Genomic DNA, 20,712 nt, shown 5'->3' with positions numbered 1-20,712 from the left:
TTAACCTTTCTTTATGCAAAGAAAAGTATTATCCGGTATTAGCCCCGGTTTCCCGGAGTTATCCCGACCTTACAGGCAGGTTGCCCACGTGTTACTCACCCGTCCGCCGCTCGTTCCACTAACGTCACCCCGAAGGGATCTGTTAGCTTCCCGCGCTCGACTTGCATGTATTAGGCACGCCGCCAGCGTTCGTCCTGAGCCAAGATCAAACTCTCCAAAAAAGTTTGTTTCTTAACTGTTCTTTAACGTTTGCTCGCTTTTATAAGCTAGCATGTACTTAACATACTGGTTGTTTTGTTCAGTTTTCAAAGATCAATTTTTGTCGTTTTTTTGCGACAAGACATAATATATCACGCTTTGAGTAGATTGTCAATAACTTTTTGAATTTTTGTGCCCTTTATTGGGGAATGCGTGTATGTCTTTATCAACGACAAGTGATAATATACCATAACCTTTGTATAATGACAAGGGTATTTTAGAATTTTTTTAGATGCACCCTAAACGTTATCGCTCCAGCATCATAACACAGGTTTAAAATTAACTTTTAAAGAGGTACTTTATTTCACAACCTGATATAATACCCTATTCTCAACCTTTATTCAATTTTCACTCTATCTGGTACATATTTCACGATATCATCATTACTAGCAACTCTTCGAAATAATTGAAATAATACTTTGTACCTTTCGCGCATTGCTTGCTTCACCACTTGATCAATTCGATGATCCTCTAAATCTAATAATAACTCATCTAATTCTCTTTTTATGACAAATTGCAATTCACTTTGTTCTTCATCATTTATCAGTAAACCTAACATACTTTCACTCCTATTAATGATACTGTAATATCGTTACGTACTATATTCCTTCATTTTTCTAAATTTAAACATTTTTAGACAACATATTTAATGATTATCCTTCATAGAATGAATTAGGCTTGTCTTTATGAGGAAAAATGAAGGAGGGAATTCATGAAGCAACTGTATATCATTGATATAAAAAAAGAAAAGAAACTATTCTTATTAGTACCAATCGCATTTTTTGTAGCATTGTTCTTATTTTTAGAAACTAATTACACCCCAACTGTTTTTTCTAATCAAGATGCACCTAAAGCTTTAAGTGCTGGGGACTCAGAACACTCCTCCATCTCCTTAACATTTAATATACATTATGGAAATGAAAAATTAGATCCTATTTTAGAGGAATTGAGGCAAAATGATGTAAGAGCTACTTTTTTCTTAAGTGGAGAATGGGCGGAACGTCATCCAGATTTATTGGAAAAAATTGCAGAAGATAAGCATGAAATTGGAATGTTGGGATACCAATATAAGTCATATGTAGAACAAGATACCGAGGCAATTAGACGAGATATGTTAAAAGCTAAAGACACATTCCGAAAATTGGGATTCGAAGATGTATACTTATTAAGGCCTCCAAACGGTCATATTAATAAAGATGTACTTTCTATAGCAGAAAATCAAGGGTTTAAAGTCATTCATTGGAGCATCAACCCTAATGATTGGGAAAACCCTGGCACAGATGTTATTAAAGAGCATGTATTATCTAATGCAAGTAATGGTGACATAGTATTATTGCATGCGTCGGATGCAGTCAAGCAAACAGATAAAGCTTTATCGACTATTATTCCAGAGATTAAACAGCGAGGCATGGAATTAACCACTATCTCCGAAATGATAACTCAAGCGGAATCAAAACAAGAGGAATTAACAAACTAAAATAGACCCTTCATTAGGGTCTATTTTTTCGTGAATCGATGCAAAATAAGAAGTTGATAAGTGTTACACAAAACTAAAGGGACAATCATTAACCATGCATAGTCCCCTCCACTTGTTCTTAAGCCTGGCACCCATTCAATAGTGGTAACCACAATCATAAAAAATAAGGCTGGTATAAAAGCTTTTTTATTCGTTTTCTTTGCTTTTATACCCGCTACGATCCAACCAGTAACAAATAATACAATGGCCGTTAATAAATATGGCATTAATGATTCATTACCCGCTGCGTTATACCGAAAATAAACTAAATCAAACAGAGTAAAAGCAATAAGAGCCATTTGAATCATCGGCCAAACACCGCGAAATAAACCAAGGGCAAATTGATTTACAGTTAAGTATGCAAAATACCCCATTTGACTAATTAAGCTAAATACAAAACCTAGAGCGATAAAAAAAATAAGTAAACCTAGAATTTCAAACCAGTTAAATGGGTTTAAAAACTCCTTATAGGAATCAGTTTTCACAAAAAAACTGGTGATTAATGTCGACATACCACCTATTAATAGCGTAGAAAAAAACAAACGAACTACATCACGGCTTTTCAAAATATATCCTCCTAGTTATAGCAATTCTACATGAAAACATTTTACCATGAACACGACTTTTTTTCGCTTTAAATACATATAAAATTTAAATGTCACCATATTATTAATAGCGGCTTATTTTAATCAGTGATTCTAAAATAGCTATACCATTAACGAAAGGTAGCGATATATCATGCAATATCGATATTTTCTTATTATTTTACTCACCTTATTCGTTTTGACCAGTTGCGGAGGCAACAATAACACCAGTAATCAAGAAGGTGAATATGAAGGAACGAAAAAAATGGTGACAGATATATTGAGTACAGATGATGGTAAAAAAGCAATCACAGAGGTCTTATCCAGTGATGATATGCAAAAAACCTATGTGATTGATTCTAAAATCGTTAAAACATCGATTGAAGAAGCTTTGTCTTCAGATAAAGGAAAAGAATTTTGGACTAAAATGTTTGAAGACCCGAAGTTCGTGGAATCATTCGCTAAAGCCTTGCAAGAACAACACGAGGATGTCATGAAAGGGTTAATGAGTGATCCGGAATTCCAAAAAAAATTAATAGAGGTATTAAGTAATCCTGAAATGGAGCAGCAAATAACAAAAGTTCTTACAGGGCAGCAGTTTCGAGAACATTTACAAAAAGTAATGGAAGAAACCTTCAATTCCCCAATGTTTAAAGCAAAAATGTCAGAAATCATTTTAAAAGCTGCTGAAGAAATGAAACCTAGTGGCGGAGGCCAGTCAGGCGACGGAGGTAAACAAGGAGAAGGTGGCGGCCAAGGGGGCGGCCAATCTGAAGGTGGTGGACAGTAGCAGTCATAAGTAAAAAAGTGGAGCGTTTAGAAAAACGCTCCACTATATTACTTACATCTCGTCTAATATTTTTTGAGCAATCTCTAGGTATTCCTTTCCGTTTGGATGCTCTTCTTGATATACGGATGGAGCAAAAACACCTTCTTCTTCGAATGGCTGCTGTAGTGACAAGCGTCCAATAACGCTTGTATGGAGGACATCAGCTAGCTTGTCCCCTCCACCTTTTCCAAATACATATTCCTTCTCCCCAGTAACTTTACTTTCAAAGTAAGACATGTTCTCAATAATACCAAGTATTTCATGGTCGGTATCTATTGCCATTTGTCCTGCTCTTGCAGCAACAAAAGCAGCTGTTGGGTGAGGTGTTGTGACAATTAATTCTTTAGAAGAAGGTATTAAATTATGAACATCTAATGCTACATCTCCAGTTCCTGGAGGTAAGTCTAATAATAAATAGTCTAAATCATCCCAAACTACCTCTTTGAAAAAACTTTTTAGCATTTTCCCTAAACGCGGACCACGCCAAACAACAGGTGAATTGTCTTCAACAAAAAAGCCCATGGACATGATTTGCACGCCAAATCGCTCCACTGGAATAATTTTATTACCTTTTAATTTAGGGCGCTCTTCTACACCCATCATATCAGGAACACTAAATCCGTAGATATCTGCGTCAATAATTCCTACTTTTTTACCTAGTCTAGCTAATGCTACCGCTGTATTAACAGTAACCGTTGACTTTCCTACACCACCTTTACCACTTGCAATAGCTAAAAATTTTGTTTTTGAATTTTCACTTAATAAAGATGGTCTTTCTTCAGATGTTGGTTGATACTTGGCAATAGTTTCTTCCGGAAGTTGAGAAAATCTTAATCCGACTGTAACAGCACCTAATTGTTTTAATGCAGCTACCAACTCTTGCTGCAATTGCATTTGTTCTGCTGTGTTCGTCTTAGCAATAGCCAATTTTACGCTAACATGTTTTTTTTCTTCCTTAATGGAAACCTCTTCGATCCCCTCTGTTTCCTTAAATGTTTTATGTAAAAATGGATCCTTCATCTTATGCAACAATTCTAGCACGTGTTGTTCCGTAAGCAAAATAGTCACCTCAATTATTAGTATGAATCTATTGCTAGTATAACACAAATTCGTCTTATACTATACCAAGCAGAATGAAGATACACTATCCTTGTTCTTTTTTATTTACCATAACGTAATGAAGAATACCCTCATAAATACTTGCGGCCATTTTTTGTTGATACCTTCTCGTTTTTAACAATCCTCTCTCTTCACTATTTGACAAAAAACCAATTTCAACTAAAGCTCCTGTCGTTTCTGCATATTTTAGTAAAAATATTTGATGAAGAGGTAATGCTTTTCGATTCGTATTTTCTAAATTACGAATAATCTCATCCTGTATTGATGTAGCAAGCAACTCATTCTTTTCTTTTCCCGGGAAATAAAAAGTTTGCGCACCTTTCCATTTTTTATTCGGCAGAGCATTTAAATGAACACTAACGAATAAATCTGCTTCTTTTTCTTTAATAAATGCAACCCTTTGATGAATATCTTCTACTTTTCTTTTGGAATAACCTTGGGTATCTTCTTCTGCAAGATCATAATCTCCTTCTCTCGTTAAATAAACGACAGCTCCCGCTTGCTGTAGATAGTCTCGAAGCATATTAGACACTGCTAATGTAATATCTTTTTCCAAGGTATTATCGTCACCCACAGCACCACCATCTACACCACCGTGACCAGGATCAATCACTACCGTTTTCCCTGCAAGTGGAAGTGACCATGATTGCCATGAATCCAAAGATCGTTGCATCGGATACTGCATTAAGATGATCAACAAAAACAATCCAATTAACCATAATACAACCTTGACTATGCTTGGCATACGCATTCTCCCCCTATAGGCTTTCCTGTATTTAACTATATGGGACAAGCGACGAGGTTATGCCAAGAATATCAAGCAATCCGAAATCTATTTAGCAGCATCTAATAGTAGGAGAAACAATTGATTTAACAGGATATAAGAAAAACTTGGTTAGCACTTAGTCTTTTACAAAATGAGCGCTATATCTCCGCTGTGGAAAAATACTCGCTTTCACCCAAGGGCAAAAGTGCGACATCTACTCAAGCTTCCTTTGGCCGGTTTCTACATAGGTGTAGGGTGAATATCTTTTTTAGAGTTAGACCGTATAGATTGTAATAAGAATAACAATGCCATAAATCCTACAGCAATCATATCTGTAACTAAATTACTTTGAATAAATAAAAGAGCAGAAACTAGAGCTAGTATTCTTTCAAACCAACGATATCGTTGAATAAACCAGTTTTGAATAAACGAAGCAAAAGCAATCATGCCGATAGTTGCAGTGATAATCGCCCATATTACCTCATACCAACTTGCATCTGTCAAAAATAAAATAGTTGGATTCATGGTAAAGACAAAAGGTAGTAATAAAGCTGCTGCATCATATTTAAAACCTTGTATACCTGTTCGTACAGGTCCTGCGTTTGCAATTCCAGCTGTCGCATATGCTGGTAAGTTAATAGGCGGAGTATCATCCGCTAGGACACCATAATAAAGGACAAACAAGTGTGCAATTAAAATATGAACACCCATGTCGGTTAAAATTGGTGCAACAATAGCAGCTAATACGACATAAGTAGCCGTTGTCGGTAGACCTAATCCTAATAATAAACAGGCAAACACTGTTAAAATCAGTGCAAAATATAACTGTGTGTTATCTGTTACAAGGAAACTCGGCAATGCATTCGTAAGGGTTTCTGAGAAGTTAATTACAATTCTAGTAAACTTTGTCGAGAGTCCAGATGTAGTAATCACACCGATTAATATACCTGCTGTAGCACAGGCCACAATTATGGATAAAGCATTTCTTGCAGCGGTTTCAAAACCTGCTAAGGTTTGCTTCCATCCAAAACGAACAGGGGCGGCATCAATCTTTTTTTTGTTCTGAAAAACAGCAAAAAGTAATGCGATCACAATACCTGATAAAATTAAGATTGTTATTTCCGGTTTCCAACGAATCGTTTCTACACTAAAGAAGCTCATGTTAAATACGTCATTTAAAGAATATAACCCACTATTAATGACATTTACTAAAAACTGAAAACCATAAGCAATCCCAAGCAGAACCACTGCGTATATAAGCGTCCTGCCAAAGCTTGCCTTAAAACGATGGGCAAAGACAGCTAATACCAGCAAGATAATGATAGAGAAGAAAGCAGAATTGTTTACAGAAACACGCTCATAGACTAAGTAATACAATAAGACAATAATCGGAATAATTAAATATCCCTGTTGGAGTAATAATTTTCTGCCTGAAGCTAAATCCTTTTTATTCATTCCGGTTATGTCATGCTTAGATGCCTCAAAATGTACCATGAACAAGATTCCAATATATGCTAGTACAGCTGGGATGATGGCACTTTGAATAATTTGATAATATGGAATACCTGTAAACTCAACCATAATAAAGGCTGCTGCTCCCATGATTGGAGGTAAGAACTGACCACTGGAAGAGGCGGCTACCTCCACCCCGCCAGCAACATGTGGTTTAAAGCCTACTTTTTTCATTAATGGAATGGTAAACGTCCCAGTTGTCACTGCATTTGCTGTTGAACTTCCTGAAATACTCCCCATCATACCACTTGCAACAACGCCAGCTTTGGCTGGTCCACCTTTATATTTACCGAATGAGCGAAGAGCTAAGTCAATAAACATTCTTCCTGCACCAGTTGATTCTAAAATCGCTCCAAATAAAATAAAGATGTAGACAAATTGGGCTGACGCATAAATAGGAGTCCCAAAAATACCATTGTTCCGATAAGTAATTTCATAGACAAACCGCTCAAAATCCCCACGGTTATGGAAAAACTGGCCTGGCATATATTCACCTAAAAAGAAGTAGGCGATAAAAATAGAAGCAATAATCACAAGTGGCTTTCCTACAACTCGTCTGGTTGCTTCTAAAACTAAAACAATAAGCGCTAACCCAAAAAACAAGTCCATTTCTGTTGGTCGACCAGACATTATCGAGGAAGATGTTTGATTTTGAATAATGTATATCCCTACAAATAAAGTAATCAAAGTAAACAAAATATCATACCAAGGGACAGTAGATTGACTAAGTCCTTTTTTAATAGGATATAGCAAAAAGACTAACAAAAGCCCCACCGTCAAATGTAAAATCAAGAAAGTTTTAGACCCGATACCTGGCAGACCAAAACCTGCTACATATAAGTGAAAAGCAGATAGAAATATTGCTGCAGATAAAGTAATCAAAGCCCAATAGTTTTTTAATTCTCGATCACTTCCTTCTAGCTCCTGTACCATCTTTTTTTGATTCTCATCCATAGCGTCATTCCTCTCTTTTATATAAGTTCTTTATTTATTTAAAATTATTTCGTATTAGAACCGCCGCCAAAATTCGTACCATTTTATTTTTTGTACATCGATACGAATGATTTTTTTCACAAAAGGTTCTTCTGATAAAAATAGCTCTTGATCTTGAAAACGAAAAACATGAGGATATAAATCAGATGGCTTCATGATTAAGGCACCACCATGTATTGGTCGATTTAAGTCTTTCGTTATGTAAAACCCGTTTTTTAATTCTACTGTTCCCTCGTGTTCATATGGTAAACCAGCACCAAAGGATTTGGTCCAGCTTTCCATGATGACTATGTCACTCGACGACGTGACTCTGAACTTTTCTATAACAGGCGATTTCTCAACAGAGTGAATATATTCATGTTCAAACCATTCGTTCTTCTTAACAAGACTGCTCCATAATATATCTTCTGTCTTCTCTTCCATTATGAATAGGACGTATCTTGGGCTCTGCATATGAATAAAAACGTATAACAGGAAAAGGCATCCTATAACCAAAAACAAGTAGATTTTCCGTTCGAAAAAGGCATTGCTGTTTAGCAATGCCTTTTCTATTTTATTTAAGTATGTGTTATTGTTCATTGTAGTATTTTTCAGCTCCTGGATGTAAATCAATAGACATACCATTTTGAGCCGTATCAATGGTTAAATCCTTTCCACGTTCATGTGCATTCTCCATTGCTTCGGTGTTCTCAAAAATCGACTTGGTTAACTCATACACTTGATCTTCTGGTAAGTCACTTCGTACAACTAACATTGCTTGAACGGCTACAGTCGTTGCAGTTGCATCAAAATTTTCATAAGTATTTTCATCTAGCTCTTCTCTTGTGTAATAAGGATATTCTTCTTCCAGTTGATCAATTTTATCAGAAGAAATACTTACAATACGGATATCTGTACTTGCTGCTAGCTCTTGAATACTTCCTGTAGGTGTACCAGCTGTAACAAATGCTGCATCAATGTTGCCATCCTGAAGGTTGGTAGATGCATCACCAAACCCCATCCACTCTGCACTAATATCATCATACGTAATATCATGTGCTTCTAGTATTTGCTTAGCATTCGCTTCTGTACCAGATCCCACATCCCCAACAGCAACACGCTTACCTTCTAAATCTTCAACTGTTTGGATACCGCTGTCTGCTAATGTCACAATTTGAATCGTTTCTGGATAGATAGTGAAAACACCGCTAAAGCCATCTACTACTTCCTCAAACATTTTTTCACCTTGATGTGCATTATAGGCAATATCGTTTTGTACCAATGCAAACTCTGCTTCACCATCATTTAATTCGTTAGAGTTTACAACAGATGCACCACTTGCTACACCTGTAGCGCTCACGCCATCGACATTCTCGTCCATAATTTCAGCCATAGCTACCCCCAACGGGAAGTAAACACCATTTTCTCCACCAGTTAAAATGGTTACATTTTCAACCCATCCGTCAGCTCCATCTTCTCCGCCGTTTTCATTATTGTCGCCACATGCTGCCAACAAAAATCCTAGAGATAACATGACTGCAAGTATGCCTATATACTTTTTCACACAATCTCCCCCTTGTTTTTTCATGTACACAATATCCATATATACGCTATGTCCTAATGTAATATTAATTATACTAAAATATTATATATTTTGAAATATTTTCTTGTTTTTGCTTAACACTATTTTTGTTGAGTATTGTCGCCTTCAAAATCCATGAGAGGAGATATTATGAAAACCATGCTCTTCACCTTTAGCTTGACGTATTTGTTTGGTAGGTTTGCGTTAAAATCCCTGTATACCATACAAAAAACCCTCTCTTTTTATAAAAAGAGAGGGTTGGGTTGCAAATATTAACGCTTAGAGAACTGTGGTGCACGACGAGCGCCTTTAAGACCGTATTTCTTACGTTCTTTCGCACGAGCGTCACGAGTTAAGTATCCAGCACGCTTAAGCGTTCCGCGATATTCAGGATCTGCTTCTAACAATGCACGAGCAACACCATGACGGATTGCACCAGCTTGACCAGTGAACCCTCCACCATCTACGTTTACTAGTACATCATAGCTACCTTCTGTTTCTGTAGCAGCTAATGGTTGTTTAATAATAGTACGAAGTGTTTCATATGGGAAGTAAGCTTCCGCATCACGTTTATTCACAACGATACGTCCAGAACCTGGAACTAAACGTACTCGAGCAGTTGATTTTTTACGGCGTCCGGTACCGTAATATTGTACTTGTGCCACTATATAACCTCCTTTTAATTATCCGCGAAGTTCGTAAACTTCTGGTTTTTGTGCTTCATGTTTATGCTCAGAGCCTCTATATACGTGTAATTTCTTGCCCATTTTACGCCCAAGGCTTCCTTTAGGTAACATACCTTTAATCGTAAGCTCTAACATTTGCTCAGGGTAATTTGTACGCATTTCATTAGCTGTACGAGATTTTAAACCACCTGGGTGATTAGAGTGACGATAGTATAACTTATCGCTTAGTTTTTTACCTGTCAATTCAATTTTGTCCGCATTGATAATGATCACATGATCACCAGTGTCAACATGCGGTGTATATGTTGGTTTATGCTTTCCGCGAAGGATTGATGCAATTTCACTTGCTAGGCGTCCTAGCGTTTGACCTTCTGCATCCACAACAAACCATTTGCGTTCAATGTTATTTTCATTTGCCATGAAAGTTGTGCGCATGATTGGTACCTCCTATATTTCATTCTGTCAATCGTTTCATCCGAATTTATATTCTAACACGAATTAACTTTCCGGGGCTAATCGTGGTATAGAAAATAAAATGCCATAGATCATAATATACTATAAGAGGGTTAATGTCAATAGATAAAACACAAGGAATCGTTGTTTTTATAAATGGCTTTTATTCATTCTTTTCATAAATGACTTCCCATAAATACAATCCCTGTGATGGCGCTGTTTTATCAGCATAAGTACGATCCTTAGCTTGCATAATAGTTTGCATGTCGTATGGCTGCCTATTACCTTTTCCTATTTCGATCAACGTTCCTACAATAATACGAACCATATTGTATAAAAAGCCTGTTCCTTTAATAGAAAATTGAATCTTATTGTTTTCGCACTCGATACTTGCTTCTATAATCGTTCGAACTTTATCCCCTTTCACTGTACTGTTTGCAGCACAAAAAGAAGAAAAATCATGTGTTCCAATTAAATACCTGCAGGCTTTTCTCATCTCCTCTATATTCAAGGTTTCTAAGACAAAACAAGCATAGTTTCGTTGAAATACATTTAACGTTTGCTGATGGTAAAGCATGTAACGATACTCTTTTTCTTCTACATCAAATCGTGCATGAAAATCATCTGATACTCGTTGCACGGATTGTACTTGTATGTCATCCGGCAGCATGGTATTAAGAGCTCTTTCCCAATTTTTTGGAGGGATCTTCAATACACTATCAAAATGAAAAACTTGTCCCATTGCATGTACACCTTGATCTGTTCTGCCAGATGCGTGTATCCGAATGGACTCACCTTTATGCATTTTTTTAAGTACCCTCTCAATCTCACCTTGTACCGTACGGGCATTTGGTTGAACTTGATAACCTGAAAATAAGGTACCGTCATAGCATACTACTACTTTTAATCGCATGAGAATTAGCACCTCTATTACAATATAATATAAAAAAACATGATAAGAGCGATCGAATAAAGGCAAATAAATTGTATATCAAGCCTAGTAAAAATTAATTTTCTTAGTTTTGTTCTACCTTCTCCTCCTTGATAACCTCGTGCTTCCATAGCCATCGCCAATTCTTCAGCACGTTTAAAAGCACTGATAAAGAGGGGGATTAATAATGGTACAATGGCATATATTCTATCTTTTAACTTACCTGTTTTAAAGTCGACTCCACGAGAAGCTTGTGCTTTGGATATTTTTTCAGTTTCTTCCATCAACGTCGGGATAAAGCGTAAAGATATAGACATCATCAAAGACAACTCATGAACAGGAAACTTCCACTTTTTCAATGGGGCTAATAGGTCTTCCAATGCATCTGTCAACTCCATCGGCGAAGTAGTCAATGTAAGAAGTGAAGCAATAAGGAATAGTAAGAAAAAACGTAAGGCAATAAAAGTTCCTTGACGTATGCCATTTTCATATATAGTTACAAAACCAAGTTCGAAAAGTAAAGTTCCTTCTTTCCTTAAAAATAATTGAATAAAAAAAGTAAAAACGACAAAAAACCAAACAGGAGTCATTCCTTTTAAAAGGTAAGTCAGCGGAATCTTTGATATCCATACAGCAAGCAAAGATAAACCAGTTAACAAACTATAACTAGACCAATTATTCGCAAAGAAAATAACGATAACAAAACAAAGAACAGACAACAATTTAGTACGTGGGTCCAATCGATGCAATAACGATTGCCCAGGTAAATATTGTCCAATAATGATTGATGGCTTCATCTCTTATGATACCCCTTTAAGAGTGTGGCTATTTCCTTTGCCATTTGGTCTATAGATTGATGGTGATAAGTTAAATTTGAACCAAATTTTTTATTCAGCTTTTGAATCAATTGGATACTTTCTGGTACCTTAAGGTTTACCTTTTCTAATACTTCATTTTGCTGAAAGACATCTGCTGGCTGACCTTCTAAATACTTTATTCCCTGATTTAAAACCATCACTTTATCAGCATAGGCTAATGCATCTCTCATTTGATGTGTCACTAATATAGTGGTTAATTTATGTTGTTTATGTAAATGGTAAAACAAAGACATAATTTCATCCTGACCTTTTGGATCTAATCCTGCCGTTGGTTCGTCCAGAACTAGTACTTCAGGTCTCATTGCTAACACACCAGCAATCGCAACTCGCCTCATCTGACCTCCACTCAGTTGAAATGGTGATTTATTTAACCAATGCTTTGATATTCCTACGGCTTCTATCACTCGCTCAATCCGTTCTTGTATTTCCGAATGAGGTAATCCAAAGTTTTTCGGGCCAAAGGCAATATCTTTTTCCACTGTCTCTTCAAACAACTGATGTTCAGGGTATTGGAAAACAACGCCTATTTTACTCCTCAAAGATTTTATATGTTGTCTTTTATAATGACGAGACAATGTAACATTTCCTATACGAACATATCCATCTGTAGCAAGTAAAAGCCCATTAATATGTTGCAGTAACGTAGATTTTCCAGACCCTGTATGTCCTATGATGGCTGTAAATGAGCCTGACGGAATAGTTAAATTTATATCTTTTAATGCATGATATTGAAAAGGAGTATTTTCTTGATATACATAATTTACTTGATGGAATTGTATTTCCATAATTCTTCAATAAGCTCCTCTATATTAATAGGATAATAGCGAAAATCATAACCATATGTCATTAATGCATCTGTTAATTGAACCGTAAAGGGTATCGTTAAGCCAATACCTTCTAATTCGTCTCTATAAGAAAATAATTTCTGCGGTGAAGTATCCAAATATACTTTACCTTGATTCATAACGATAATTCTATCAGCAAGCATCGCCTCATATAAATCATGTGTTATCATAATCATTGTCATATTATATTTCTTTTTCAGGTGCTGTAATGTCTTTAATATCTTTTGCCGACCTAATGGATCTAGCATAGAAGTGGCTTCGTCTAATACGATTATGCTTGGATGGATCGCTAAAACACTAGCAATAGCAACTCTTTGTTTTTGACCACCTGATAAATGATGTGGTTCGTGATCATCATATCCTTGCATGTCTACTACATCTAAAGATTGTTGAATCCGTACTAACATCTCTTCCCTTGGAACACCACGATTTTCCATTCCAAAAGCAACATCATCTTTTACCGTTGTACCAACAAATTGATTCTCAGGATTTTGAAAAACCATTCCTACTGATTTTCGAACATCCCAAATATTTTTTTTTGAAACCTTTTGTCCACCAACATAAATGGAGCCTGATGTAGGTGTAATCAATCCATTCATCAATTTAGCTATTGTTGATTTCCCTGATCCATTGTGACCTATGAGGGCAACTGTATCATTTTCATTTATTTTTAAATTTATATTGTTTAACATCCATGAATCAATCTCATCGTATTGAAAGAACACATTATGAAACTCAATGCCAGACATCGCCATTTCTCCTTAGAAATCATTATTTCCCGGGGAATACTAGTTGATATCTATTTTATCATAGATGAAACAGAGAGGTGATATAATAGGTGAAATCATTCTATTTACAGTCATCCTTAATATAAAAAAAGAACTGTCCAAAAAGTCAGTTCACTGTATATACAAATGGAATATACTCATTTCTAAACAGAAATAAGCATATTCCAGACTGCATTTACTAATCCCTCGCAAACTGAACTTATGAGACAGCCCCTTCTAAAAAAGCAAAACCGAAAATATTACAAGCATAGTTTTAAAAAACTCTTAAGAATAAAAAAGGGCTTGGGTACAACTCTTAATAGAGAGTAACTCCTGCCCCTTGCTTGTTCTGTAAATATATGATTATACAAGCTCGATAATAGCCATATTAGCCCCATCACCTTGACGAGGTCCTAATTTTAGCACTCTTGTATATCCACCCTGACGATCTTCATAACGACTTGCAATGTCATTAAATAGCTTTTGCACTGCATCTTCGTCCTCACTAGCTTCCGCATTGTATAGGAATGCAGCAGCTTGGCGACGAGCATGAAGATCTCCGCGTTTACCTAAAGTTACCATTTTATCTACAACAGAACGTAAATCTTTTGCTTTTGCTTCTGTTGTTTCAAGACGTTCATGAATAATTAGGTCTGTTGCTAAGTTACGTAACAAAGCCATACGCTGATCTGTACTACGTCCTAATTTTCTAGCCATGAAATATCCCTCCTTCAATCGGAATCTCTAAACGATGTCTATATTAATCCTCTTTTCGTAAACCAAGGCCTAGGTCCTCTAGTTTATGTTTTACTTCTTCTAGCGATTTACGACCTAGATTTCGAACTTTCATCATATCTTCTTCAGATTTATGGGCTAATTCTTGAACGGTGTTAATACCTGCACGTTTTAGACAATTATAGGAGCGTACAGATAAATCTAGCTCTTCAATTGTCATTTCTAAGACTTTTTCTTTTTGATCTTCTTCTTTTTCGATCATAATCTCAGCATTTTGCGCCTCATCTGTTAAACCTACGAAGATATTAACATGTTCAGTAAAAATCTTTGCTCCTAAAGAAACAGCTTCTTCTGGTCGAATGCTTCCATCTGTTAACACATCAAAAGTAAGCTTATCAAAGTTAGTGTCCTCACCAACACGGGTATTTTCCACTTGATAGGTTACTTTCGAAACAGGTGTGAAGATGGAATCAACAGGAATAACACCAATCGGGCGATCTTCATGATTGTTTGTATCTGCTGGGCGGTAGCCGCGACCACTTTGTGCTGATATACGCATCTTCAAATGTCCATTACTACTTAAAGTAGCAATCTGAAGATCTGGATTTAAGATTTCGACATCACTGTCAAAAATAATGTCTGCAGCCGTAACTTTCCCTTCTCCCTGTACATCTACCTCAAGCGTCTTTTCTTCATCTGAATAAATTTTTAGAGCAAGCTTTTTTAGGTTTAAAATAATCGTCGTAACGTCTTCTACTACGCCTTCTACCGTAGAAAACTCATGAAGTGCTCCATCTATTTGAACAGATGTTACAGCAGCGCCAGGAAGTGAAGATAATAGGATACGACGCAAGGAGTTTCCAAGTGTAGTACCATATCCACGCTCAAGTGGTTCTACAACGAATTTCCCATAAGTAGCATCATCGCTGATTTCTACTGTTTCAATTTTTGGTTTTTCTATTTCGATCATTCATAAACCCTCCTTTAAAACGTCGAAACCCCGGCTAGACAGTCGTCTAACCGAAATTCCCCAGGTAGGCAGTCCCGTTTCTGCACTTGCAATTGTAATTCTTTTTCTGTCAGATGCAATGGTGTTAACAAAGTCATATAATAAAACTTTATTAAGCTATCATATACCATTATAGACAGATAAACAAATAATATACCGTAATTATACTCGACGACGTTTTGGCGGGCGACAACCATTGTGAGGAACTGGTGTAACGTCACGAATGGCAGTTACTTCTATACCTGCTGCTTGAAGTGAACGAATAGCAGCTTCACGTCCAGCACCAGGGCCTTTCACAGTAACCTCTAAGGATTTCACACCATGATCCTGCGCTGCTTTTGCTGCAGCTTCTGCAGCCATCTGTGCTGCAAATGGAGTGGACTTACGGGAACCTTTAAAACCTAACGCTCCTGCACTGCTCCAGCTAACAGCATTTCCTTGAACATCAGTAATCGTTACAATTGTGTTGTTAAATGTTGAACGAATATGTGCAACACCTGTATCTATATTCTTTTTCACACGGCGCTTACGTGTATTTGTTTTACGAGCCATAGATCAGCTAACCTCCTTTTTATTATTTCTTCTTGTTCGCCATTGTCTTTCTCGGGCCTTTACGTGTACGAGAGTTGTTCTTAGTTTTTTGACCTCGAAGCGGTAAGCCACGGCGATGACGTACACCACGATAAGAACCAATTTCAATTAGACGTTTGATATTTAGAGATACTTCACGGCGAAGGTCACCTTCTACAGTGTAAGCATCTATCTTTTGACGGATTTGACCTAATTCTTCTTCTGTTAGATCACGAACACGAGTATGTTCGTTTACTCCAGATTCCTTTAAAACCTCTTTCGCTGTTGATTTACCAACACCATAAATATATGTTAAAGCAATCACAACACGCTTATCACGCGGAATATCTACACCAGCTATACGAGCCATAGCTTGATTACACCTCCTTCATTCTTATCCTTGTTTTTGTTTATGCTTAGGGTTTTCGCAAATTACCATAACTTTTCCTTTACGGCGAATAACCTTACATTTTTCACATATCTTTTTTACAGATGGTCTTACCTTCATCTTCCATACCTCCTCTTGTATCGGAGTATTTTATTTATAACGGTACGTAATACGACCTCTCGTCAAATCATATGGAGAAAGTTCAACCGTCACTTTATCACCTGGTAAGATACGAATAAAGTGCATTCTGATCTTACCTGATACATGTGCAAGTACGGTATGACCATTCTCTAACTCTACTTTAAACATTGCATTCGGTAAAGTGTCAATCACTGTACCTTCTACTTCAATTGCATCGTCTTTCGCCATCGAGTTGATCTCCCTTCTTCAAATCTGTCATTAATTCATCGACAAATTTATTAATAGCATAACGCAACTTTCCGTTGGTTACACGCCCTGTTTCGAGAAGGCTTCTTTTCACTTCAGGAGAAATATATTTCATACACGAAATATGATGAACATTCTTCTTCTTCGGTCGATCATATTTTCGTTTATCTCCATCCGCCAATAAAACAAAACGGCTGTCTATTATCTCAATAACAATTGCATACTGACCTGCTTCTCGTCCTTGTAGGATTTGAACAACTTGACCTAATTCCGGATACAACTCCGTATCGTTCAACCATCATCACCTTCATTTAGGCTAATTATTCCATAAACGACAACCCTATTACGACCATTATACCCAATTTATTGATATTTCAATTAAGAAATATTTCTTAATTTCTCATCTATCTCATTGAATACCTGATCAATTTCTTGAGAGCCATTTATAGTTGCCAAATCTCCTTTGTTAGCATAGTAGTCTAACATCGGTTGTGTTTGCTCAAGATTGACTTTCAGACGATTCTTCACTGTTCCTGGCTGATCATCTTCGCGTTGAATTAACGTTTCACCGTCTTTGTCACAAATCCCCTCTTTAGCAGGAGGATTAAAGATTACATGATAAGTTGCACCACATTTTGGACAGATGCGACGTCCTGTTAATCGCTCCACTAAATCTTCTTGTGGCACATCAACATGTATTACATAATCGATCGTTTGATTCATATCCGTTAGTAATTCGTCTAACGCTTCTGCTTGTGCTAGTGTACGCGGGAAACCATCTAGCAGGAAACCTTTTTGACAGTCTTCTTTACTAAGTCTATCTTTTACAATACCAATGGTCACTTCATCTGGAACAAGAGCTCCTTCATCCATATAGCTCTTTGCTTTCTGTCCTAGCTCTGTTCCTTCCTTAATGGCTAATCGAAACATATCTCCTGTTGAAATATGAGGGATTTGATACTTCTCTACTATTTTTTCTGCCTGAGTACCTTTACCGGCACCAGGCAAACCCATTAGGATTAGATTCAACGATTTTCCCCTCGCTCTCTGTCTAGTCCAATTAAATCCAGCTTATTTAATAAAGCCAGAGTAATTTCTTTTTACCAGTTGACCTTCCAATTGCTTCATTGTTTGTAAAGCTACACCGACAACAATTAATAGCCCTGTTCCACCTATTTGAACTGCTTGAGGTAAATCACCGATATTACCTAAAATAAGTGGTAATACCGAAACAGCAGCTAAAAACAAGGAACCAACAAATGTTAAACGGTACATTACTCTTGTTAAATATGCTTCCGTATTATGTCCTGGTCTAATTCCAGGAATATAACCACCCTGTTTCTTAAGATTGTCAGCCATTTGCTCTGGGTTTACTTGAACAAATGTATAGAAATAGGTGAAAGCGATAATCAGGATAACATATATAACCATACCAGTTGCATTGGTATAATCGAATATATTTGAGATCGTTATAGCAAACTCATTATTTTCAAAGAAACCAGCTATTGTTCTAGGTGCGATGATAAAGGAAATCGCAAAAATAACTGGAATAACCCCAGCAGCATTTACCTTTAATGGCAAGTGAGTGGAATGTCCTCCAACAGGTGAACGATTCACTAATCTCTTAGCATACTGTACAGGTATTTTACGTAAAGCTTGTTGGATGAAGATAACTCCAACTGTAACAGCTATAACGAGTAATGCGATTAAGGAAACAATAATAATGTTTAGAAACAGCTCATCCCCTGCATCAGAACCGAAATATTGAGCATAGATCTGATTCACACCATTTGGAATAGCTGCCACAATACCAGCAAAGATGAGAATGGATATCCCATTTCCTACTCCATTTGCTGTAATTTGCTCACCCAGCCACATTAAGAATGCTGTTCCACTTGTTAAAACAATCGCTATGACAATGAATTTACCTATGCCTGGATCACTAATAAGCATACCTCCAGACATGGCATTAAAACCTACAGACATCGCACACGCTTGAATAAAAGCAAGGCCAATCGTTGCGTAACGAGTAACTTGTGCTAACTTTTTACGCCCCATTTCTCCTTGCTTTTTCCATTCAGAGAACTTTTGTACGACGTCCATTTGTAAAAGCTGCATGATGATGGAAGCTGTAATGTATGGCATGATCCCCATAGCAAAAATGGAGAAGTTTTGTAGAGCTCCACCACCAAAAGTATTCAACAAACCAAATACATTTTGTTCGTTCATAAAGTCAATTGCACTTCTGTCAGTAAATGGTACAGGAATAAAAGTTCCAATCCGAAATACAATCAACATTAACAACGTAAAAATGATCTTTTGCCTTATATCTGCCACACGCACAAAATTGGAGATTGTACGGAACATTAAATCACCTCAGTTTGACCGCCCGCTGCTTCAATAGCTTCTTTAGCTGAAGCAGAAAACTTATGAGCTTTTACTGTTAATTTCTTTTCTAATTTTCCATTTCCAAGAACCTTAACGCCAGACTTCAACTTGCTAACGGTACCTGTTTCAAGTAAAAGCTCAGGTGTCACTTCTGTACCTTCATCAAAGTTATTTAATGTTTCTAAATTAACGATCGCAAAGTCTTTGCGGTTAATATTTGTGAAACCTCGTTTCGGTAGACGTTGGAATAGAGGCATTTGTCCCCCTTCAAAACCTGGTCGTACACCTCCGCCTGAACGCGCCTTTTGACCTTTGTGTCCACGGCCAGATGTTTTACCATTACCAGAAGACATTCCACGTCCTACACGATTACGATTTTTACGAGCTTGTGATGGCTTTAATTCATGAAGTTTCATGCGAGCACCTCCTCTATCAGAAATTTGTAATTTATACTTCTTTCACGTCAACCAAATGTGATACTTTATTGATCATGCCTCGCACGACAGGAGTATCTTCACGGACTACTGATTGATGAATCTTTTTTAGACCTAGTGTTTCAACAGTAGCTTTCTGAACTTCGGATCTACCGATGACACTGCGTTTGAGGGTAATTTCTAATTGATTAGACATTTGTTTTCCCTCCTTATCCTAACAATTCTTCTACAGACTTTCCACGAAGTTTTGCTACGTCTTCTGCACGTTTTAACTCGCTTAGTCCATTAATTGTTGCACGAACCATGTTGATTGGTGTGTTAGAACCTAATGATTTAGATAGGATATCACCGATACCTGAAAGTTCTAGCACGGCACGTACTGGTCCACCTGCAATAACCCCAGTACCTTCTGCTGCTGGTTTAAGCAGGATATTACCAGCTCCAAATTGACCATGGATTTCGTGCGGAATAGTAGTACCAACGATCGGTACATTAATTAAGTTCTTTTTCGCATCATCAATTGCTTTCTTAATAGCATCTGGTACCTCTTGTGCTTTACCAGTACCAAAACCTACATGACCATTTTTATCTCCAACGACTACCAATGCAGCAAAACGGAAACGGCGACCACCTTTCACAACTTTTGCTACACGATTAATTGTTACTACGCGTTCTTCTAAATCTAGTTTGTTTGGGTCGATGTTAGTATGCAATATATGTCCCTCCTTTTTAATTAAAATTCAAGACCTGCTTCGCGAGCAGCATCTGCTAAAGATTTGACACGACCATGATATAAATAACCACCACGATCAAATATAACACTCTTATACCCATTGTCTTGAGCACGCTTAGCGATTAATTCGCCTACTTTTTGAGCTGCTTCAACGTTACCAGTTGCATCTAAGTCGAATTCTTTATCTACTGTAGATGCGCTAGCTAATGTCACATTATTTACATCATCGATTAACTGTGCATAGATATGCTTGTTTGAACGGTATACATTCAAACGTGGACGTTCCTCTGTACCGAATAAGTTTTTACGAATACGCAAATGTCTCTTTTTGCGAACATCGTTTTTATCAGGCTTTGTGATCATCTAGGTC

General features: G+C 37.0%; 28 protein-coding genes and 1 rRNA gene. 2 read left to right on the top strand and 27 right to left on the bottom strand.

The window, feature by feature from the left end; all coding sequences use genetic code 11:
• Together GHD00_RS15595 and GHD00_RS15590 are read right to left on the bottom strand one after the other, a co-directional pair.
• Nucleotides 1–221, bottom strand: a 16S ribosomal RNA gene (locus GHD00_RS15595); the annotation flags it as partial.
• A 374-nt stretch (nt 222–595) separates the two neighbouring features.
• On the bottom strand, nt 596–817 hold the full coding sequence (locus GHD00_RS15590; RefSeq protein WP_163539088.1) for a hypothetical protein: 222 nt from the start codon (nt 815–817) through the stop codon (nt 596–598).
• 153 nt (nt 818–970) lie between these two features.
• Between GHD00_RS15590 and pdaB the strand changes: the two genes are divergently transcribed.
• Nucleotides 971–1,735, top strand: a complete 765-nt coding sequence (gene pdaB, locus GHD00_RS15585; protein WP_163539087.1) for a polysaccharide deacetylase family sporulation protein PdaB — start codon at nt 971–973, stop codon at nt 1,733–1,735.
• A gap of 20 nt (nt 1,736–1,755) precedes the next feature.
• Here pdaB and GHD00_RS15580 read toward each other — a convergent pair whose 3' ends face one another.
• On the bottom strand, nt 1,756–2,340 hold the full coding sequence (locus GHD00_RS15580) for a KinB-signaling pathway activation protein (RefSeq protein WP_163539086.1): 585 nt from the start codon (nt 2,338–2,340) through the stop codon (nt 1,756–1,758).
• Nucleotides 2,341–2,512: 172 nt separating this feature from the next.
• On the opposite strand from GHD00_RS15580, the gene gerD reads away from it, so the two are divergent.
• Nucleotides 2,513–3,148, top strand: coding sequence for a spore germination lipoprotein GerD (gene gerD, locus GHD00_RS15575; protein ID WP_163539085.1), 636 nt, complete (start codon nt 2,513–2,515; stop codon nt 3,146–3,148).
• 51 nt (nt 3,149–3,199) lie between these two features.
• On the opposite strand, the gene GHD00_RS15570 is transcribed toward gerD, so the two are convergent.
• From GHD00_RS15570 to rplR, 24 genes are all read right to left on the bottom strand, one after another.
• Entirely contained in the window at nt 3,200–4,246 is a 1,047-nt protein-coding gene (locus tag GHD00_RS15570) for an Mrp/NBP35 family ATP-binding protein (RefSeq protein ID WP_163539084.1), read from the bottom strand.
• Between the two features lie 85 nt (nt 4,247–4,331).
• Nucleotides 4,332–5,051, bottom strand: coding sequence for an N-acetylmuramoyl-L-alanine amidase CwlD (gene cwlD / locus GHD00_RS15565; protein WP_163539083.1), 720 nt, complete (start codon nt 5,049–5,051; stop codon nt 4,332–4,334).
• A gap of 261 nt (nt 5,052–5,312) precedes the next feature.
• Complete coding sequence (locus GHD00_RS15560; protein WP_163539082.1) at nt 5,313–7,538, bottom strand: TRAP transporter permease; 2,226 nt, start codon at nt 7,536–7,538, stop codon at nt 5,313–5,315.
• Between the two features lie 54 nt (nt 7,539–7,592).
• A complete protein-coding gene (locus GHD00_RS15555; protein ID WP_163539081.1) occupies nt 7,593–8,156 on the bottom strand; it encodes a DUF1850 domain-containing protein in 564 nt (187 codons plus the stop codon).
• Nucleotides 8,146–9,120: a TAXI family TRAP transporter solute-binding subunit gene (locus GHD00_RS15550; RefSeq protein ID WP_481810392.1), complete on the bottom strand. Its 975-nt coding sequence runs from the start codon at nt 9,118–9,120 to the stop codon at nt 8,146–8,148. The genes GHD00_RS15555 and GHD00_RS15550 overlap by 11 nt, the downstream gene beginning before the upstream one ends.
• 290 nt (nt 9,121–9,410) lie before the next feature.
• The gene (gene rpsI / locus GHD00_RS15545) at nt 9,411–9,803 is read right to left on the bottom strand and encodes a 30S ribosomal protein S9 (RefSeq protein ID WP_163539079.1); all 393 of its coding nucleotides are present in this window, start codon (nt 9,801–9,803) and stop codon (nt 9,411–9,413) included.
• 18 nt (nt 9,804–9,821) lie between these two features.
• The gene (gene rplM, locus GHD00_RS15540) at nt 9,822–10,259 is read right to left on the bottom strand and encodes a 50S ribosomal protein L13 (protein WP_163539078.1); all 438 of its coding nucleotides are present in this window, start codon (nt 10,257–10,259) and stop codon (nt 9,822–9,824) included.
• A gap of 181 nt (nt 10,260–10,440) precedes the next feature.
• Nucleotides 10,441–11,190, bottom strand: coding sequence for a tRNA pseudouridine(38-40) synthase TruA (gene truA, locus GHD00_RS15535; RefSeq protein ID WP_163539077.1), 750 nt, complete (start codon nt 11,188–11,190; stop codon nt 10,441–10,443).
• A 17-nt stretch (nt 11,191–11,207) separates the two neighbouring features.
• Nucleotides 11,208–12,005, bottom strand: coding sequence for an energy-coupling factor transporter transmembrane component T family protein (locus GHD00_RS15530; RefSeq protein WP_163539076.1), 798 nt, complete (start codon nt 12,003–12,005; stop codon nt 11,208–11,210).
• Nucleotides 12,002–12,871 (bottom strand): energy-coupling factor ABC transporter ATP-binding protein, encoded by an 870-nt coding sequence (locus GHD00_RS15525; RefSeq protein WP_163539075.1) that lies wholly within the window; start codon nt 12,869–12,871, stop codon nt 12,002–12,004. Before GHD00_RS15525 ends, GHD00_RS15530 begins: the two co-directional genes overlap by 4 nt.
• Nucleotides 12,847–13,680 carry an energy-coupling factor transporter ATPase gene (locus tag GHD00_RS15520; protein ID WP_346427661.1) on the bottom strand — a complete coding sequence of 278 codons (834 nt, stop codon included), beginning with the start codon at nt 13,678–13,680 and terminating at the stop codon, nt 12,847–12,849. Before GHD00_RS15520 ends, GHD00_RS15525 begins: the two co-directional genes overlap by 25 nt.
• Nucleotides 13,681–14,061: 381 nt before the next feature.
• Entirely contained in the window at nt 14,062–14,415 is a 354-nt protein-coding gene (rplQ, locus tag GHD00_RS15515) for a 50S ribosomal protein L17 (protein WP_163539073.1), read from the bottom strand.
• Nucleotides 14,416–14,458: 43 nt separating this feature from the next.
• Nucleotides 14,459–15,403 (bottom strand): DNA-directed RNA polymerase subunit alpha, encoded by a 945-nt coding sequence (locus GHD00_RS15510; RefSeq protein ID WP_163539072.1) that lies wholly within the window; start codon nt 15,401–15,403, stop codon nt 14,459–14,461.
• A gap of 201 nt (nt 15,404–15,604) precedes the next feature.
• Nucleotides 15,605–15,994 carry a 30S ribosomal protein S11 gene (gene rpsK, locus GHD00_RS15505; protein ID WP_163539071.1) on the bottom strand — a complete coding sequence of 130 codons (390 nt, stop codon included), beginning with the start codon at nt 15,992–15,994 and terminating at the stop codon, nt 15,605–15,607.
• Between the two features lie 22 nt (nt 15,995–16,016).
• Nucleotides 16,017–16,382, bottom strand: a complete 366-nt coding sequence (gene rpsM, locus GHD00_RS15500; RefSeq protein ID WP_163539070.1) for a 30S ribosomal protein S13 — start codon at nt 16,380–16,382, stop codon at nt 16,017–16,019.
• Between the two features lie 24 nt (nt 16,383–16,406).
• Entirely contained in the window at nt 16,407–16,520 is a 114-nt protein-coding gene (rpmJ, locus tag GHD00_RS15495; RefSeq protein ID WP_163539069.1) for a 50S ribosomal protein L36, read from the bottom strand.
• A 30-nt stretch (nt 16,521–16,550) separates the two neighbouring features.
• Entirely contained in the window at nt 16,551–16,769 is a 219-nt protein-coding gene (gene infA, locus GHD00_RS15490) for a translation initiation factor IF-1 (RefSeq protein ID WP_018934234.1), read from the bottom strand.
• Nucleotides 16,747–17,082: a KOW domain-containing RNA-binding protein gene (locus tag GHD00_RS15485; RefSeq protein WP_163539068.1), complete on the bottom strand. Its 336-nt coding sequence runs from the start codon at nt 17,080–17,082 to the stop codon at nt 16,747–16,749. Before GHD00_RS15485 ends, infA begins: the two co-directional genes overlap by 23 nt.
• 83 nt (nt 17,083–17,165) lie before the next feature.
• Nucleotides 17,166–17,816 (bottom strand): adenylate kinase, encoded by a 651-nt coding sequence (locus GHD00_RS15480; protein ID WP_163539067.1) that lies wholly within the window; start codon nt 17,814–17,816, stop codon nt 17,166–17,168.
• A gap of 42 nt (nt 17,817–17,858) precedes the next feature.
• Nucleotides 17,859–19,154, bottom strand: a complete 1,296-nt coding sequence (gene secY, locus GHD00_RS15475) for a preprotein translocase subunit SecY (protein ID WP_163539066.1) — start codon at nt 19,152–19,154, stop codon at nt 17,859–17,861.
• A complete protein-coding gene (gene rplO, locus GHD00_RS15470) occupies nt 19,154–19,591 on the bottom strand; it encodes a 50S ribosomal protein L15 (protein WP_163539065.1) in 438 nt (145 codons plus the stop codon). The genes secY and rplO overlap by 1 nt, the downstream gene beginning before the upstream one ends.
• Before the next feature lie 31 nt (nt 19,592–19,622).
• Nucleotides 19,623–19,805: a 50S ribosomal protein L30 gene (rpmD, locus tag GHD00_RS15465; RefSeq protein WP_163539064.1), complete on the bottom strand. Its 183-nt coding sequence runs from the start codon at nt 19,803–19,805 to the stop codon at nt 19,623–19,625.
• Nucleotides 19,806–19,818: 13 nt separating this feature from the next.
• On the bottom strand, nt 19,819–20,322 hold the full coding sequence (rpsE, locus tag GHD00_RS15460) for a 30S ribosomal protein S5 (protein WP_163539063.1): 504 nt from the start codon (nt 20,320–20,322) through the stop codon (nt 19,819–19,821).
• 20 nt (nt 20,323–20,342) lie between these two features.
• Nucleotides 20,343–20,705 (bottom strand): 50S ribosomal protein L18, encoded by a 363-nt coding sequence (gene rplR, locus GHD00_RS15455; protein WP_163539062.1) that lies wholly within the window; start codon nt 20,703–20,705, stop codon nt 20,343–20,345.
• Nucleotides 20,706–20,712 lie beyond the last annotated feature (7 nt).

It is taken from the genome of Gracilibacillus sp. YIM 98692 (genome assembly GCF_010993965.1).
In the GTDB taxonomy this organism is placed as follows: Bacteria; Bacillota; Bacilli; order Bacillales; family Amphibacillaceae; genus Gracilibacillus.
This window is presented reverse-complemented; position numbering and strand designations above follow the sequence as displayed.

Coding starts and splice junctions, on each gene's coding strand:
- GHD00_RS15590 (WP_163539088.1), bottom strand. CDS start 817: ATGTTAGGTTTACTGATAAATGATGAAGAACAAAGTGAATTGCAATTT.
- pdaB (WP_163539087.1), top strand. CDS start 971: ATGAAGCAACTGTATATCATTGATATAAAAAAAGAAAAGAAACTATTC.
- gerD (WP_163539085.1), top strand. CDS start 2,513: ATGCAATATCGATATTTTCTTATTATTTTACTCACCTTATTCGTTTTG.
- cwlD (WP_163539083.1), bottom strand. CDS start 5,051: ATGCCAAGCATAGTCAAGGTTGTATTATGGTTAATTGGATTGTTTTTG.
- GHD00_RS15560 (WP_163539082.1), bottom strand. CDS start 7,538: ATGGATGAGAATCAAAAAAAGATGGTACAGGAGCTAGAAGGAAGTGAT.
- GHD00_RS15555 (WP_163539081.1), bottom strand. CDS start 8,156: ATGAACAATAACACATACTTAAATAAAATAGAAAAGGCATTGCTAAAC.
- rplM (WP_163539078.1), bottom strand. CDS start 10,259: ATGCGCACAACTTTCATGGCAAATGAAAATAACATTGAACGCAAATGG.
- truA (WP_163539077.1), bottom strand. CDS start 11,190: ATGCGATTAAAAGTAGTAGTATGCTATGACGGTACCTTATTTTCAGGT.
- GHD00_RS15530 (WP_163539076.1), bottom strand. CDS start 12,005: ATGAAGCCATCAATCATTATTGGACAATATTTACCTGGGCAATCGTTA.
- GHD00_RS15525 (WP_163539075.1), bottom strand. CDS start 12,871: ATGGAAATACAATTCCATCAAGTAAATTATGTATATCAAGAAAATACT.
- GHD00_RS15520 (WP_346427661.1), bottom strand. CDS start 13,680: ATGTCTGGCATTGAGTTTCATAATGTGTTCTTTCAATACGATGAGATT.
- rplQ (WP_163539073.1), bottom strand. CDS start 14,415: ATGGCTAGAAAATTAGGACGTAGTACAGATCAGCGTATGGCTTTGTTA.
- GHD00_RS15510 (WP_163539072.1), bottom strand. CDS start 15,403: ATGATCGAAATAGAAAAACCAAAAATTGAAACAGTAGAAATCAGCGAT.
- rpsK (WP_163539071.1), bottom strand. CDS start 15,994: ATGGCTCGTAAAACAAATACACGTAAGCGCCGTGTGAAAAAGAATATA.
- rpsM (WP_163539070.1), bottom strand. CDS start 16,382: ATGGCTCGTATAGCTGGTGTAGATATTCCGCGTGATAAGCGTGTTGTG.
- rpmJ (WP_163539069.1), bottom strand. CDS start 16,520: ATGAAGGTAAGACCATCTGTAAAAAAGATATGTGAAAAATGTAAGGTT.
- infA (WP_018934234.1), bottom strand. CDS start 16,769: ATGGCGAAAGACGATGCAATTGAAGTAGAAGGTACAGTGATTGACACT.
- secY (WP_163539066.1), bottom strand. CDS start 19,154: ATGTTCCGTACAATCTCCAATTTTGTGCGTGTGGCAGATATAAGGCAA.
- rplO (WP_163539065.1), bottom strand. CDS start 19,591: ATGAAACTTCATGAATTAAAGCCATCACAAGCTCGTAAAAATCGTAAT.
- rpmD (WP_163539064.1), bottom strand. CDS start 19,805: ATGTCTAATCAATTAGAAATTACCCTCAAACGCAGTGTCATCGGTAGA.
- rplR (WP_163539062.1), bottom strand. CDS start 20,705: ATGATCACAAAGCCTGATAAAAACGATGTTCGCAAAAAGAGACATTTG.